Origin of the sequence: Haloarcula laminariae (assembly GCF_025457605.1) — an archaeon.
GTDB lineage: Archaea > Halobacteriota > Halobacteria > Halobacteriales > Haloarculaceae > Haloarcula > Haloarcula laminariae.
On record NZ_JAMZFY010000002.1, the window covers coordinates 520,903 to 533,530 of the forward strand.

General features: G+C 67.3%; 13 protein-coding genes. 6 read left to right on the top strand and 7 right to left on the bottom strand.

What is annotated here, in order from left to right; translation table 11 throughout:
- Positions 1-19 precede the first annotated feature (19 nt).
- The gene (locus NJQ98_RS14310) at positions 20-217 is read right to left on the bottom strand and encodes a hypothetical protein (protein ID WP_262179842.1); all 198 of its coding nucleotides are present in this window, start codon (positions 215-217) and stop codon (positions 20-22) included.
- Between the two features lie 235 nt (positions 218-452).
- Here NJQ98_RS14310 and NJQ98_RS14315 point away from each other — a divergent pair, with 235 nt between their 5' ends.
- Complete coding sequence (locus tag NJQ98_RS14315) at positions 453-1,133, top strand: helix-turn-helix domain-containing protein (protein WP_262179844.1); 681 nt, start codon at positions 453-455, stop codon at positions 1,131-1,133.
- Between the two features lie 9 nt (positions 1,134-1,142).
- Here NJQ98_RS14315 and NJQ98_RS14320 read toward each other — a convergent pair whose 3' ends face one another.
- The 3 genes from NJQ98_RS14320 to NJQ98_RS14330 all read right to left on the bottom strand — a co-directional run bounded on the left by NJQ98_RS14320 (position 1,143) and on the right by NJQ98_RS14330 (position 4,195).
- Positions 1,143-1,475 carry a DUF7344 domain-containing protein gene (locus NJQ98_RS14320; RefSeq protein WP_262179846.1) on the bottom strand — a complete coding sequence of 111 codons (333 nt, stop codon included), beginning with the start codon at positions 1,473-1,475 and terminating at the stop codon, positions 1,143-1,145.
- A gap of 344 nt (positions 1,476-1,819) precedes the next feature.
- Positions 1,820-3,553: an excinuclease ABC subunit C gene (locus NJQ98_RS14325; protein ID WP_262179848.1), complete on the bottom strand. Its 1,734-nt coding sequence runs from the start codon at positions 3,551-3,553 to the stop codon at positions 1,820-1,822.
- Between the two features lie 33 nt (positions 3,554-3,586).
- Entirely contained in the window at positions 3,587-4,195 is a 609-nt protein-coding gene (locus NJQ98_RS14330; protein WP_262179850.1) for a hypothetical protein, read from the bottom strand.
- Positions 4,196-4,274: 79 nt separating this feature from the next.
- Here NJQ98_RS14330 and NJQ98_RS14335 point away from each other — a divergent pair, with 79 nt between their 5' ends.
- The 4 genes from NJQ98_RS14335 to ligA all read left to right on the top strand — a co-directional run bounded on the left by NJQ98_RS14335 (position 4,275) and on the right by ligA (position 8,759).
- Complete coding sequence (locus NJQ98_RS14335) at positions 4,275-4,763, top strand: hypothetical protein (protein WP_262179851.1); 489 nt, start codon at positions 4,275-4,277, stop codon at positions 4,761-4,763.
- A gap of 78 nt (positions 4,764-4,841) precedes the next feature.
- Positions 4,842-5,951 carry a pyridoxal-phosphate-dependent aminotransferase family protein gene (locus tag NJQ98_RS14340; RefSeq protein WP_262179853.1) on the top strand — a complete coding sequence of 370 codons (1,110 nt, stop codon included), beginning with the start codon at positions 4,842-4,844 and terminating at the stop codon, positions 5,949-5,951.
- A 55-nt stretch (positions 5,952-6,006) separates the two neighbouring features.
- Complete coding sequence (locus NJQ98_RS14345) at positions 6,007-6,576, top strand: hypothetical protein (protein WP_262179855.1); 570 nt, start codon at positions 6,007-6,009, stop codon at positions 6,574-6,576.
- Between the two features lie 38 nt (positions 6,577-6,614).
- On the top strand, positions 6,615-8,759 hold the full coding sequence (ligA, locus tag NJQ98_RS14350; RefSeq protein ID WP_262179856.1) for an NAD-dependent DNA ligase LigA: 2,145 nt from the start codon (positions 6,615-6,617) through the stop codon (positions 8,757-8,759).
- Here ligA and NJQ98_RS14355 read toward each other — a convergent pair whose 3' ends face one another.
- Genes NJQ98_RS14355 through NJQ98_RS14365 form a run of 3 tightly spaced genes read right to left on the bottom strand, consistent with a single transcriptional unit; the run spans position 8,760 to position 11,225 of the window.
- A complete protein-coding gene (locus NJQ98_RS14355; protein WP_262179858.1) occupies positions 8,760-9,980 on the bottom strand; it encodes an ABC transporter permease in 1,221 nt (406 codons plus the stop codon). It lies immediately after the preceding gene.
- Positions 9,977-10,900, bottom strand: a complete 924-nt coding sequence (locus NJQ98_RS14360) for an ABC transporter ATP-binding protein (protein WP_262179859.1) — start codon at positions 10,898-10,900, stop codon at positions 9,977-9,979. Before NJQ98_RS14360 ends, NJQ98_RS14355 begins: the two co-directional genes overlap by 4 nt.
- Positions 10,901-10,952: 52 nt before the next feature.
- Entirely contained in the window at positions 10,953-11,225 is a 273-nt protein-coding gene (locus NJQ98_RS14365; RefSeq protein WP_262179860.1) for a DUF7967 family protein, read from the bottom strand.
- Between the two features lie 116 nt (positions 11,226-11,341).
- Between NJQ98_RS14365 and NJQ98_RS14370 the strand changes: the two genes are divergently transcribed.
- Complete coding sequence (locus NJQ98_RS14370) at positions 11,342-12,628, top strand: O-acetylhomoserine aminocarboxypropyltransferase/cysteine synthase family protein (RefSeq protein ID WP_262179861.1); 1,287 nt, start codon at positions 11,342-11,344, stop codon at positions 12,626-12,628.

A 12,628-nucleotide genomic window follows, 5' to 3' on the forward strand; every position in this document is an offset into this window, starting at 1 on the left:
GGCCGCGAAATTCCTTGGGTCAGCCCTCGTCGTCGGTCCGTTTCGCCAGTTCGGTGACGTTGACCTCCCAGTCGTGGGGCGACCCGCGGGTCCGGCACTCCCAGGCGCCGCGAACGTCGACCCCCTCCTCGACGGCGGTCTCGACGAGCGCTGTGAGCGCTGCTTCGAACTCGGCGGGCGTGGTGATATCGACGGCTGATTTGTAGTTGTCTTTCATGATCGGTGGCGCTCGGCCGCGACCCGAAGAAAGGGCGTCCATCGCCTCGCCGTGCTAATGTACGTGGCTGGTCTCCGCGAAGGGCGTTTATCCGTGTCGTCCTAGCACACCTGTCCACAAAGGTCTGCCGAGGGCATGGTGTATCATGCAAAACCGGAATTCGGGCGTGTCAACTCCGGCCTGGCTGGTGTGCCATGCCGCCGATATTTACGGCACACAGGCGAACCCTCACGTAATGAGCGTCATTGCGACTCTGCGGGTCTCCGCCGACTGCTTCGAACTGGGCCGGATACTCAGCGTCAGTTCCGGGTGTAGCATCGTCCTCGAGAACCTGGTTCCCCTCGGCGAGCAGGCCGTCCCCTTCTTCACTATCTTCGGTACCGACGAGGGAAATGATTTCAGGACCGCGGTGCAGGACCACCCGTCCGTGTCGGATATCCAGCAGGTCAGTTCTCAAAACGACCGGACGCTGTTCGCTCTGGACTGGGACATTTCCGAGGACCGCCTGTTCCGGGGTATCCACGAAATGCAAGCCCACCTGTTGAGTGCCACTGGCGGCCGGGACACGTGGGAATTCGAGCTGCGATTCGCGTCTCACGAGCGTTTGAGCGAGTTCAAGGAGTACTGTTCGGACGCCAACATCGACCTCGAAGTCGGCCACATCTACAATCCGACCCGACCGGAGAGCGGCCCGTTCTACGGACTGACGCAGCGACAGCGGGACACGCTGGTCCGTGCGGTCCAGGGGGGCTACTACTCGCTGCCTCGGGAGCTGTCCACGCAGGACCTGGCCGAGGAGTTCGGCATCTCCGACCAGGCGGTGACCGAGCGGCTCCGCCGGGCCATCGTCGCGCTGGTGGACAACTCCCTGGTCGCGGCGATGGAGGACGGGGAGTTCGAGGTACCCCAGCCGTAACGCGGCCCGTTACAGCCAGTCGGCCGGCAGCTCGTTCCGGTGGTCCGCTATCAGTCTGAGGACGGGTTCGATGTCCGCCCAGTCGGGCCCCTTCGATATTTTCCCGGTGTCCCGGTCCCACTCGATGAACCCCAGCTCTTCGAGCTTCGGCAGGTGTTCGTGGAACAGCTCGACTTCCAATACTTCGGGTTCCAGCGGCGGGTCGATGATGTCGAGCGGGTCGCGGTCGGCGTCGTCCTGTGGGTTGTGTTCGAGCAGGGCCAGTAACAGCTCGCGGCGGTAGCTGTTGGACAACACCTCTAAGGCGTGACCCAGTTTGGTATCGCTCTCTTGGTGTGGCACGGTCGATATATGTGTGGTAGGAGGATAGGTGGCGTAAGGGTTTGCTATGGTACACCATGCTCTGAAACACAAGTGGCAAGAAAAACACGGCATATCGGATATTTTGGAGGTTTGAACCGCTATTTTCGACTGTCTGTGGCGCCAGTCGAGTTTCGACTGGACAGCGTGCTGTCCCTGAGTTGGGGAGAGTTCCGCGACAGCGAACGGATTTAATATAGCGTGATACGATTTACTGCTGCCAGGCGGCGCTGTCTACCGAGGCGGCTGAAATAGCTATTCTCCCGGCTTTCGGCGCCGCTACGCGGCGTCTTACAGCTGCGGATGCGTCGACTATCACGCCCCCCTCAGAGCCGCGTCCGAATCGTGTCGGCGGTGGCGCTCCCGACGCCCTCGACCTCGGTCAGCTCCGCGCTGTCGGCCGCGCGGATGCGCTCGACGCTACCGAACCGACGCAGTAGCGCTTTCCGCGTCTCGGGGCCGATGCCCGGCAGGTCGTCCAGCGGCGTCGACACCTCGTCACGCAGGGTCTGGTGGTACTGCACCGCAAAGCGGTGGGCCTCGTCCCGGACCCGCTGGAGGAGATGCAGATGGGGGGCGTCGTCGTCCCAGTCGTACACCCGGTCCGGCGTTATCACGAGTTCCTCGTCTTTCGCCAGTGCGACACACGGCACGTCCCAGCCGGTCTCGGCCAGGGCGTCCCGGGCCGCGCCCAGTTGCCCGTCGCCGCCGTCGATGAGCAACAGGTCGGGGTCGGGCCGGTCGTCCCGGCCCTCGATAGCGCGTTCGGCCCGCCAGCGGACCAGTTCGCGCATGTTTGCGTAGTCGTCGTTGCGCTCGGTGAGCTTCTTGCGCCGGTAGCCGCTCGTGTCCGGGTCGCCGGAGACGGCGAGGACGTTCGAGCCGACGGCGCTTTTGCCCTGGGCGTGGCTCACGTCGAACCCCTCGATGCGCTCGGGCCTGTCGATGCCCAGCGCGTCGGCCAGCGCCCCGACGCTGTCGTCCTGTCCCCCGCGCTGTCGCGCGTTCTTCAGCGCCAGTTCGACCAGCGTGGCCTCGCGGCCGGCCCCGGGGACCCCCAGCGTGACGCCCTCCGCGTCGAGCCACTGCTCTATCTCGGTGTCGGCGGGGTCCTCGGCACAGAGGATTCGGCTCGGTAGCTCGCGCTCGGCGTAGTACTGGGGGATGAAGGCCCGGTAGACACCGGCGGGCCCCTCGCCGTCGGGGGCGTCCAGCGTGTAGCGGTCCCGCTCGACGAGTTTGCCGCCCTCGGCGTGGAGGCGGGCGACGACCGCCCGGTCGCCCTCGACGACGGCGCCCAGCACGTCCGTCGTGGCCCCGCTTTTGGCGTCGCTGACGGCGGTGTCGCTTTCCCCGTGGAGGGCCTCGACGGCGCCCAGTTTGTCCCGCAGGTTCGCCGCCCGCTCGAACTCCTGGTCCTGGGACGCCCGTTCCATCGCCCGCCGGAGCGGGTCCGCCAGGACGCCGACCTCCCCCTCGAAGAACCGTTTCGCGCTCTCGGCGTCGGCGGCGTAGTCGGCCTCGCTGATTTCGCCGGTACAGGGCGCCGTACAGATACCCATCTCGTAGTCCAGACAGGGCCGCTCGCGGCCGCTGTACTTGTAGTCCGAACAGCCCCGGAGCCCGTAGGTCTCCCGCAGCGCCTTCACGACCGTCTCGACCCGCCCCTTGTCGGTGAAGGGGCCGTACACCGTCGCGCCCTCGTCGGGGTCACGGGTCACCTGGATGCGCGGGACGGGGTGGTCGGTCAGCTGGACCAGCGGGTAGGACTTGTCGTCTTTCAGCCGGACGTTGTACGGCGGCCGGTGGCGCTTGATGAGGTTGGCTTCGAGCAGGAGCGCCTGCGTCTCCGTGTCGGTGACCGCGAAGTCAAGCACCGCCGCCCGCTCGACCATCTTCGCGATGCGGCGGCTCCGCGGGTCGGCGTAGGAGCGCACCCGCTCGCGCAGCGAGACGGCCTTGCCGACGTAGAGGACTCTCCCGTCGTCGTCCTCGAACTGGTAGATACCCGGCTCGTCGGGTAGCTCGCTCGCCCGGCGGCGCACGCCGTCTGTGTCCATCACCGGGGCGTAGTCGCTCGGCGGAGTTGAACGTCACGCCACGGCGTCGTCCGTCGGCGCGTCCGGCCGCTCGGGGGACGAGCCCAGGGCGGCCCGCAACCGGTCGAGTACCGCGTCGTCGTCCGGCGCCGCCAGTTCGATGTCGTCCCCGCCCGCGACGGCGACGACCAGCAGCCGCTCCCGGCTCCGGAGATACACCGCGAGGACGACGGCGCCGAACGCCAGCGCCAGGCCGCCGAACACCCGCATCAGGTCGTCGAGCTGCGCGAGCAGGCCGAGCATCGTCTGTAGCAGTCCCAGCATGCCGCCGATGCCGACGGCGCTCGCGGCCCCGTTGCTCTCGAGCGAGATGCCCTGGACCATCCCGTCGAGGCTGACGGTGAACCCGGCGACGAGGAGGGCGACGCCGACCACGATGGCTTTCACCGATAGTTCGAGGAACCGGAACTCGCCGCCGGTGTCGACCTCGACGCCGTCGACGTTGGGGCGGTCGACCTGGCTGAAGTTCGGCCCGTCCCGGTCGGGGGTAAAGGCCAGCAGCCGGTGGCTCGTCACGACCACGCCGCCGGCGCCGACGGGGACCCGCTCCTGTATCGACTCGCCGTCGTACAGGAGCTCCTCGACCCGTTCGACCCAGTCCATACAGTAGGTAGTCTCGTCTTCGGTTATGAATGTGGCCCCGACCCCAACGGCTAACATAGGGTCCTACCGAACGTATCGTATGGTCTCTGACCCCCGCTGTCCGGAGTGTACCGGGAAGGTCAGCTCGACGGCGACGTGGTGTATGCACTGCGGCGCGGACTTCCCGAACGCTATCGACGCCGACAGCGGGCGCCCCGTCCAGGACCGCGCGGACGGGAAGGCGGCCTACGAGTCGTCGGTCGACGGCGGGAGCAGCGACGCCCAGACGGTCGGCTTCCTCGTCGCCGTCTTCGGGCTGGTGACGCTGCCCTTCGTCACCCCGCCCGACGTGACGCTGCTCTACGTCGCGGCCGCCGTCGGCGCGGGCCTGTACGCCGCCGGACAGTCCTCGCTGGGACAGGCGGCCTCCCGGGGCGGTTTCGCGCTGGCTGTGGCGCCTCTGGCTATCTGGACGCTCTCGCTGGCGCTGTCGGGCCCCGCCGACCTCTCGTTTACCGCGCTGCTGGGGCCGCTGGCGTACGCCCTCGTGGTCTCGGCGCTCGGCAGGGCCGCACAGACCGTCGACTGACACCGCCGACCGGGGGCCAGTGCCGTATCAAAACTACCATGCCACCTGGCCCGAAAGTGCCGCTACAAGGTGGCTCCCGTGACTAAGAAACAGGAATACACAGACGACTACACGGACAAGACGCTGTATATCCCCGGCCCGACCGAGGTGCGCGAAGACGTCATCGAGGAGATGGCCCAGCCGATGTTCGGCCATCGGATGGACCGGATGACCGACCTCTACACGACCATCGTGGAGGACACCAAGGAGTTCCTCGGCACCGACAACGAGGTCGTCATCCTCACGGCCTCCGGCACCGAGTTCTGGGAGGCTTCGACGCTCAATCTCGTCGACGAAAACATCCTCGTCCCGACCTGTGGCAGCTTCAGCGAGCGCCACGCCAACGTGGCCGAACGGCTCGGCAAGGACGTCGACCGGCTCGAATACGAGTGGGGCGAGGCTGTCAAGCCCGAGGACATCCGCGAGGAACTCGAGACCAGCGACAAGCAGTACGACGTGGTCGCCACGGTCATGAACGAGAGCTCCACCGGCGTCCGCAACCCCGTCGAGGAGATCGGCGACATCGTCGACGAGTACCCCGACACCTACTTCGTCGTCGACGCAGTGTCGTGTCTCGGCGGCGACTACGTCGACATCGACGAACACGGCATCGACGTCATCTTCGCCTCCACGCAGAAGGCCTTCGCCATGCCCCCCGGGCTGGCCGTCTGTGTCGTCAGCGACGAGGCCTACGACCGGGAACTCGAACGGGACCAGGCCTCCTGGTACGGCGGCTTCCAGCGGACCCTCGACTACTACGACCGGAAGGGTCAGACCCACTCGACGCCCGCCATCCCCATCATGCTGGCCTACCGCAAGCAGATGAAGTACATGCTCGAAGAGGGCCACGAGGCCCGCGACCAGCGCCACAAGGAGATGACGGAGTACGTCCACGACTGGGCCCGGGAGCACTTTGACCTGTTCGCCGAGGAGGGGTACGAGTCCCAGACGGTGACCTGCATCGAGAACACCCAGGACATCGACGTGGCCGCGACCGTCGAGCAGGTCAGCGAGGAGTACGACATGGCCTTCTCCAGTGGCTACGGCGACCTCAGCGAGGAGTCGTTCCGCATCGGCCACATGGGCGAACACACCGTCGAGTCCATCAAGGAACTGACCGACGCCATCGAGGACGTCGCGGACCTGTAGCGCGCCCGGCCGTCGAGTCCGTACATTGATGTGACCGGTTTCGGTACGTCTCTCTATGCCCTCCGCCACGACAGCCGCTGCCGTCGTCGCCGCCTTCGCCCTCGGCGCGGCCGCCGTCGCCTCCGGCGCGGTGTACGCGCTCCCGCTGGTCAGCGACGAAACCGGTCCGACCGACATCGAGGTCACCGACCTCGAACGGCTCGACGCGGGTTGTCGGGAGGACGTGGTGACCTACGCCAGCAGCCGGAGCGGCCCGAACGGGACACACGCCCGCACGTCGTTCGTCGAGACCGGCGCCCGTGACGCGAACCTCTCGGCGTGGGCCGAGCGCACCTCGCCGGCGGGCGCCGAATACAGCACCTTCCGCGTGAACGTCGAGAGCGCCCGGACGGGCCCGGCAAACGAGTCCTGCGAGGTCGGCGTCCAGTACCGCCTCGAATACCGGACCAGCGGCGGCACCGACGACGGCCTCATTTCGGACGAGAGCGGCCACAGCATCACGCACGTCGAGAACGGGCGATACGCCGGCTGTAGCTCGGTCGGCGAGGGGCGCTGGGCGGACGCCGGCTGTCCGCGCCGCGCCAGCGAGGCGCCGGACCGGACGTGGGCGAACGCGACCGGCTAACCGACGGTTTCTATACCAACTCGCCACAAGCGGCGCTCATGACCACGGCCGCGCAGACGCCCCAGGACAACCCTTACGTCTCGGAGCCGGAGACGGACTTCTCGCCCGTCGACGACCTCACGGACGACGAGGCACACGAGCAGGCCACCGAACTCCGCGAGGCGATTCGCTACCACGACTACCGCTACTACGTCGAGGCCGACCCCGCTATCGGCGACCGGGCCTACGACGCCCTCTTCTCGCGGCTCCGAGACCTCGAAGACGCCTTCGACCTCGACACCGAGGGCAGCCCGACCCAGCGCGTCGGCGGCGAGCCGCTGGACGAACTCGGCGAGGTCGAACACGTCGCGCCGATGGGCTCCATCGACCAGGGCGGGGAGGTCGCCGAGGTCCGGGAGTTCGACGACCGGGTACGGCGCGGGCTCGCCGAGAGCGGGTATGACGGCGGGATACAGTACTTCTGTGAGCCCAAATTCGACGGGCTCTCCGTTGAGGTCGTCTACGAGGACGGCGAGTTCGTCCGGGCGGCCACGCGCGGGGACGGCGAGGTCGGCGAGGACGTGACCGAGAACGTCCGCACCATCGCCAGCGTCCCCCAGCGCCTGCGGGGGGACTACCCCGATTTCCTCGCGGTCCGGGGCGAGGTGTACATGCCGCGGGAGGCCTTTACCGCGTACAACCGCGAGCGCGTCGAGTCCGGCGAGGACCCCTTCGCCAACCCGCGCAACGCCGCCGCCGGGACCCTGCGGCAGCTGGACCCCTCGGTTACGGCCGAGCGCCCGCTCGCCGTCTTCTTCTTCGGCGTACTCGATTCGAGCGTCGAGTTCGGGAGCCACAGCGGTATCCACGAACGCCTGCCCGAGTGGGGGCTGCGGGTCTGTGACCGAACGCGCGTCGTCGGCGACATCGAGGCGGCCATCGACTACCGGGACCGGCAACTCGACGCCCGCGACGACCTGGACTACGAGATAGACGGCGTCGTCCTCAAGGTCAACGACGGCGAGGCCTGCGACGTCCTGGGGGCGACCAGCCGCGCCCCGCGGTGGGCCTTCGCCTACAAGTTCCCCGCCCGGAAGGAGGAGACCACCGTCCGGGACATCGTCGTGCAGGTGGGCCGGACCGGCCGGCTCACTCCCGTCGCGCTCATGGACCCGGTGGAGGTCGGCGGCGTCACCGTGACGCGGGCCTCGCTGCACAACCCCTCGCTCATCGAGGAGCTGGGCGTCGGGGTCGGCGACCGCGTCCGTATCAAGCGGGCCGGCGACGTGATTCCGGACGTGGTCGAGGTCACCGAGGGGTCCGACGGCGGCCACTTCGAGTTCCCCGACAGCTGTCCGGTCTGCGGGAGCCAGGTCGAACGCGACGGGCCCATGGCGTTCTGTACCGGCGGGCTCACCTGCCCCGCCCAGCGGGAACGCTCCGTCGAGCACTACGCCAGCCGCGACGGGCTGGACATCGAGGGGTTAGGCGAGAAGGCCGTCGAGCAGCTACTCGACGCCGGGCTCGTCGAGGACGCCGCCGACCTCTACGAGCTGTCGGTCGCGGAGCTCGCGGAACTGGAGGGGTGGGGCGAGACGAGCGCCGAGAACCTCGTGGCCGAACTCGACGCGGCCCGCGAGCCCGCTCTCGACGACTTCCTCACCGGGCTGGGCATCCCCCAGGTCGGCGGCGTCACGGCCCGGAACCTCGCCCGGGAGTTCGGCAGTTTCGAAGCGATTCGCGAGGCCGCAGAGAGCGACGGCGACACCGGGGGGCAGGTGACGCTGGGCGAGGCCGTCGCCGAGGACCCGAACGCGGCGGCGTTCGAGGCCGTCCCCGACGTGGGTCCCGTCGTCGCCCGCAGCATCGTCGACTTCTTCCGGGGGGAGGGCAACCGCGAGGTCCTCGACCGGTTGCTCGACCACGTCGACCCGCAGGACGCCGAGGGGACCGAGGGCGAGGCCCTGGACGGACTGACCTTCGTGTTCACCGGCTCGCTCGACGACTACACCCGCGGCGAGGCCCAGGAACTGGTCGAGCGAGCCGGCGGCTCGGCCACGAGCAGCGTCTCGGGCAACACGGATTACCTGGTCGTCGGGGAGAACGCGGGCCAGCGAAAGCGTGACGACGCCGAGGAAAACGACGTCGAGACCCTCTCGGAAGCGGAGTTCGTCGACCTGCTCGAATCGAAGGGCGTGCTGTAGTTACAGGTCGACCAGGTCGAAGGTGTAGTAGCTCAGGCCCGCGGCGAGCGCGACCCATCCGAGCATGAACACCACTACTGCGGGGTCCGAGAAGTAGAACGGTATCTCGGTCCCGCCGCCGGTACAGAACGTGGACATCTGCGTCTGATTCGCGGTGATGTTGCCCACGTTCTGGAACGTCTGTGTCTGTTCCGCCGTCGTCACGGTCACGGAGTTCGTCTGGTTGTTGGTCGTGAGCGTGATGTTCTGGAAGGTGCCGCCGGCGACGCTCTCACAGAGGACGCGCTTGTCCTCGGTCGGGAGCCCGGGCGAGAAGAACGAGCCCTGGGTGTTGAACAGGCTGTAGCGGGAGTACTGCTGGGGCCCGAGCTGACTCAGGTCGAGGTTCCACTGGTCGGCGAACTGCTGGAGGCCCGGCTGGACGTTGTCCGAGAAGCTCGCCAGCATGCTGCTCACCAGCGTCTTGTAGGCCTGGGTCGGGGACGCCATCTTGAGGAACAGCACTGCGTTCCACCGCAGGGACCGCGAGACGCCGAGGTCGTTGTAGAGGAACTTGCCGATTCCGTTGGCGATGGAGTTCCAGCCGAAGGTGACGTAGACGTAGAATATCGCGTTCACGATGACCGACCGGAGCGTCGTCGAGACGGCCCCGGAGATGCTGACCGCGATGGCGACCATCACCACCACGAAGAGCAAGGAGAACAGCACGAACAGCGTGTACATCCCCATGTTGAGGCTGAGACTCGAAGCCGCCATGAAGACGGCCGTGATCGCCGCGGCGATGAGGAACGGGACGGCGACGACCGCACACCGGCCGATGACCTTGCCGATGATGACCGACCGGCGCGAGAACGGCAGCGAGAGGAGCAGCTTCAGCGACCCGCTGGTCTTCTCCTTCGTGATGGCCGCGACGCCGACGAATATCGTCACGATCGGCAGGACGACCGTCACGAGGTTGAGGTACACGCTCTCGATGACGAACCGGGTGTCCAGCCCGCCGTCCGGCGGTGACGGCCCGATACCATCGGCGTAGAGCCGGATGGCGATTGGCGCGATGAAGATGACGGTGAATATCGCCGCCAGCACCCAGAGCCCTTTCGACCGGAGCGCGTCCTTGAAATCCTTCTTGGCGACGGGGTACCAGGTGAACTGGTCGTGCAGGGCCCGGTCTACCTGTCGCAACTGTGCTTCGGCGGGACTGTCCGCGCCGCCGTCGCTCATGCTTCGACCTCCTGTTCGGTGTAGGCCGTAAACAGCTCTTCGAGGGACTGGTCCTCGGTCTCGAAGTCCTCCACGTCGACGCCCGCGTCGTTCAGCGCGTTGAGGATGTCCATCTTCTGGGTGCTCTTACAGCTGATTGCGACCTTGGCCCCATCGGTCTCGGTGACGCGGGCGCCGTCGATGCCCTCGACGGTGTCCTCGACGGTGGCCGCATCACCGGCGGGGTCCGCGAGCGTGACCCACAGCGTCATCCCGCCTTGGACGGCGTTGCGGAGCCCCTCGACGCTGTCCTTGGCGATGAGCTGTCCCTTCTGGAGGATACCCACGGTGTCACAGACTGCCTCCACCTGGCTGAGGATGTGCGAGGAGAAAAAGACCGTCGCGCCGCGTTCGCTCTCCTCGTGGATGAGTTCGCGCATCTCTCGGGCGCCGTTCGGGTCGAGCCCGGTGGTGGGCTCGTCGAGGATGAGCAGATCGGGGTCGTCGACCAGCGCCATCGCCAGGACCAGCCGCTGTTTCATCCCCTTGGAGTAGCCGCCGGCCCGGCGGTCGATGGCGTCCGAGAGGCCGACGCGGTCCAGCAGTTCCACCGGGTCGTCGTCGGCGTCCTTGGACTCGATGACGAACTCCAGGTGTTCGCGGGCGCTCAGTCGCTCGTACACGTCGTACCCTTCGGGGAGGACGCCGAGCCGTTCCCGGATGGCCGTAGGGTTCTCCTGGGCGTCGTATCCGAGCACCTCGGCCCGTCCCGATGTCGGACGGACGAAATCGAGCAGGATGTTGATGGTGGTCGACTTCCCGGCCCCGTTCGGGCCCAGGAAGCCAAACACCTCACCCTCCTCGACGGTGAGGTCGACGCCGTCCAGCGCGACGACGTCCTGATACTCCTTTCGGAGGCCGTCCAATTCAATGGCGGTCATATGCGTCGGTTGGACCAGCCTGGTGTATAGTCTTTCATATTAGCCGTCACCTTCACACTTCTTCGTCGGGATTGTGGGCCTCGGCCATCCGGCTGGCTTCGGTCGCGTAGCGCTCGCGGTCGTCTCCGGGCACCGGCTCCAGACGGTCGGGTTCGACGTCGGTGGCCGCCGTCACTCGCTTTCGCCGCAGGAGGTTCGGCGAGAGCTGTTTCATGAGGTGGCGTTCCCCGTCAGTGGTCGCGTAGACGAGCGTCACCATCCGTTCGTCGCCGTAACTCGACCGCTCGACCAGCCAACATCGGACCGTCTCCTCGGACTCTGTCATTACTCCGGCTTGTGGGGCCGCCCGCTTGTATCCACCGAGCGTGGGACCCTTTCACACTGGGAGAGTTTTGCCGTAACTCGTGGTTATAGAAGTCTGGAGATATATGCACAGCACACATGACCGACCGCTACGGATTCGGGACCCGCTGTGTCCACGCCGGCCAGGAGGAGCCGGACCCGGCCACAGGGGCCCGAGCCCCGCCGATATATCAGACGTCCTCCTACGTTTTCGACGACGCGGAGACCGCCGCCGACCGCTACGCGCTGGAGGACGACGGCAACGTCTACTCGCGGTTCGACAACCCGACCGTGCGGATGCTGGAAAAGCGCCTGGCCTCCTTGGAGGGCGCCGTCGACGCCGTCGCCACCGGCTCCGGGATGGCCGCCCTGGACGCCGCGACGACCGTCCTCGCGAGCGCCGGCGACAACGTGGTGTCGGCCGCGTCTATCTACGGCGGCACCCACTCCTATCTCGCCAACACCGCCGGCCAACGGGGCATCGAGACACGCTTCGTCGACACGCTCGACCCCCAGGCCTACGCCGAAGCCATCGACGACGACACGGCCTACGTCCACTGCGAGACCATCGGGAACCCCTCGCTCGTGGTCCCGCCCCTGCAGGAGATAGCCGACGTGGCTCACGAGCACGACACGCCCCTCTTCGTCGACAACACCTTCGGCACGCCGGCGCTCTGTAACCCGCTCGACCACGGCGCCGACATCGTCTGGGAGTCCACGACGAAGTGGATTCACGGCTCCGGGACGACCGTGGGCGGCGTGCTCGCCGACGGCGGCTCGTTCCCGTGGGGCGACCACCCGGAGAAGTACCCCGAAATCGGCGGGGAGAACCCCGCCTTCGGCTTCGACTTCAGCGAGCGGTTCGGCGACCGCGCCTTCGCCATGGCCGCCCGCCAGCGCGGCCTGCGCGCGCTCGGCGACGGACAGAAACCGTTCGACGCGTGGGCGACGCTCCAGGGCACCGAGACCCTCTCGCTGCGGATGGAGCGGCACTGCTCGAACGCCTTGACCGTCGCGCAACATCTCGACGACCACCCCGGGGTGTCGTGGGTCACCTACCCCGGCCTCGACAGCCACGAGACCCACGACCTCGCCCAGCAGTACCTCTCGGGCGGCTTCGGCGGCGTCGTCACGTTCGGGCTGGCGGGCGGCTACGAGGCGAGCAAGGGCTTCTGCGAGGAGACCGACCTCGCGCAGTTCCTCGCGAACATCGGCGACGCAAAGACCCTGGTCATCCACCCAGCCAGCACCACCCACGCACAGCTCTCCGAGGAGGAACAGCGCGCCAGCGGCGTCAGCCCGGACCTCGTCCGGATGAGCGTCGGCATCGAGGACCCGGCCGATATCGTCGCCGACATCGACGACGCCATCGACCGGGTGAGCTGA

What these genes read in the sequence shown, in the direction of transcription:
- NJQ98_RS14310 (WP_262179842.1), bottom strand. Translation starts at nt 217, where the DNA reads ATGAAAGACAACTACAAATCAGCCGTCGATATCACCACGCCCGCCGAG.
- NJQ98_RS14315 (WP_262179844.1), top strand. Translation starts at nt 453, where the DNA reads ATGAGCGTCATTGCGACTCTGCGGGTCTCCGCCGACTGCTTCGAACTG.
- NJQ98_RS14325 (WP_262179848.1), bottom strand. Translation starts at nt 3,553, where the DNA reads ATGGACACAGACGGCGTGCGCCGCCGGGCGAGCGAGCTACCCGACGAG.
- NJQ98_RS14330 (WP_262179850.1), bottom strand. Translation starts at nt 4,195, where the DNA reads ATGGACTGGGTCGAACGGGTCGAGGAGCTCCTGTACGACGGCGAGTCG.
- NJQ98_RS14335 (WP_262179851.1), top strand. Translation starts at nt 4,275, where the DNA reads ATGGTCTCTGACCCCCGCTGTCCGGAGTGTACCGGGAAGGTCAGCTCG.
- NJQ98_RS14345 (WP_262179855.1), top strand. Translation starts at nt 6,007, where the DNA reads ATGCCCTCCGCCACGACAGCCGCTGCCGTCGTCGCCGCCTTCGCCCTC.
- ligA (WP_262179856.1), top strand. Translation starts at nt 6,615, where the DNA reads ATGACCACGGCCGCGCAGACGCCCCAGGACAACCCTTACGTCTCGGAG.
- NJQ98_RS14355 (WP_262179858.1), bottom strand. Translation starts at nt 9,980, where the DNA reads ATGAGCGACGGCGGCGCGGACAGTCCCGCCGAAGCACAGTTGCGACAG.
- NJQ98_RS14360 (WP_262179859.1), bottom strand. Translation starts at nt 10,900, where the DNA reads ATGACCGCCATTGAATTGGACGGCCTCCGAAAGGAGTATCAGGACGTC.
- NJQ98_RS14365 (WP_262179860.1), bottom strand. Translation starts at nt 11,225, where the DNA reads ATGACAGAGTCCGAGGAGACGGTCCGATGTTGGCTGGTCGAGCGGTCG.
- NJQ98_RS14370 (WP_262179861.1), top strand. Translation starts at nt 11,342, where the DNA reads ATGACCGACCGCTACGGATTCGGGACCCGCTGTGTCCACGCCGGCCAG.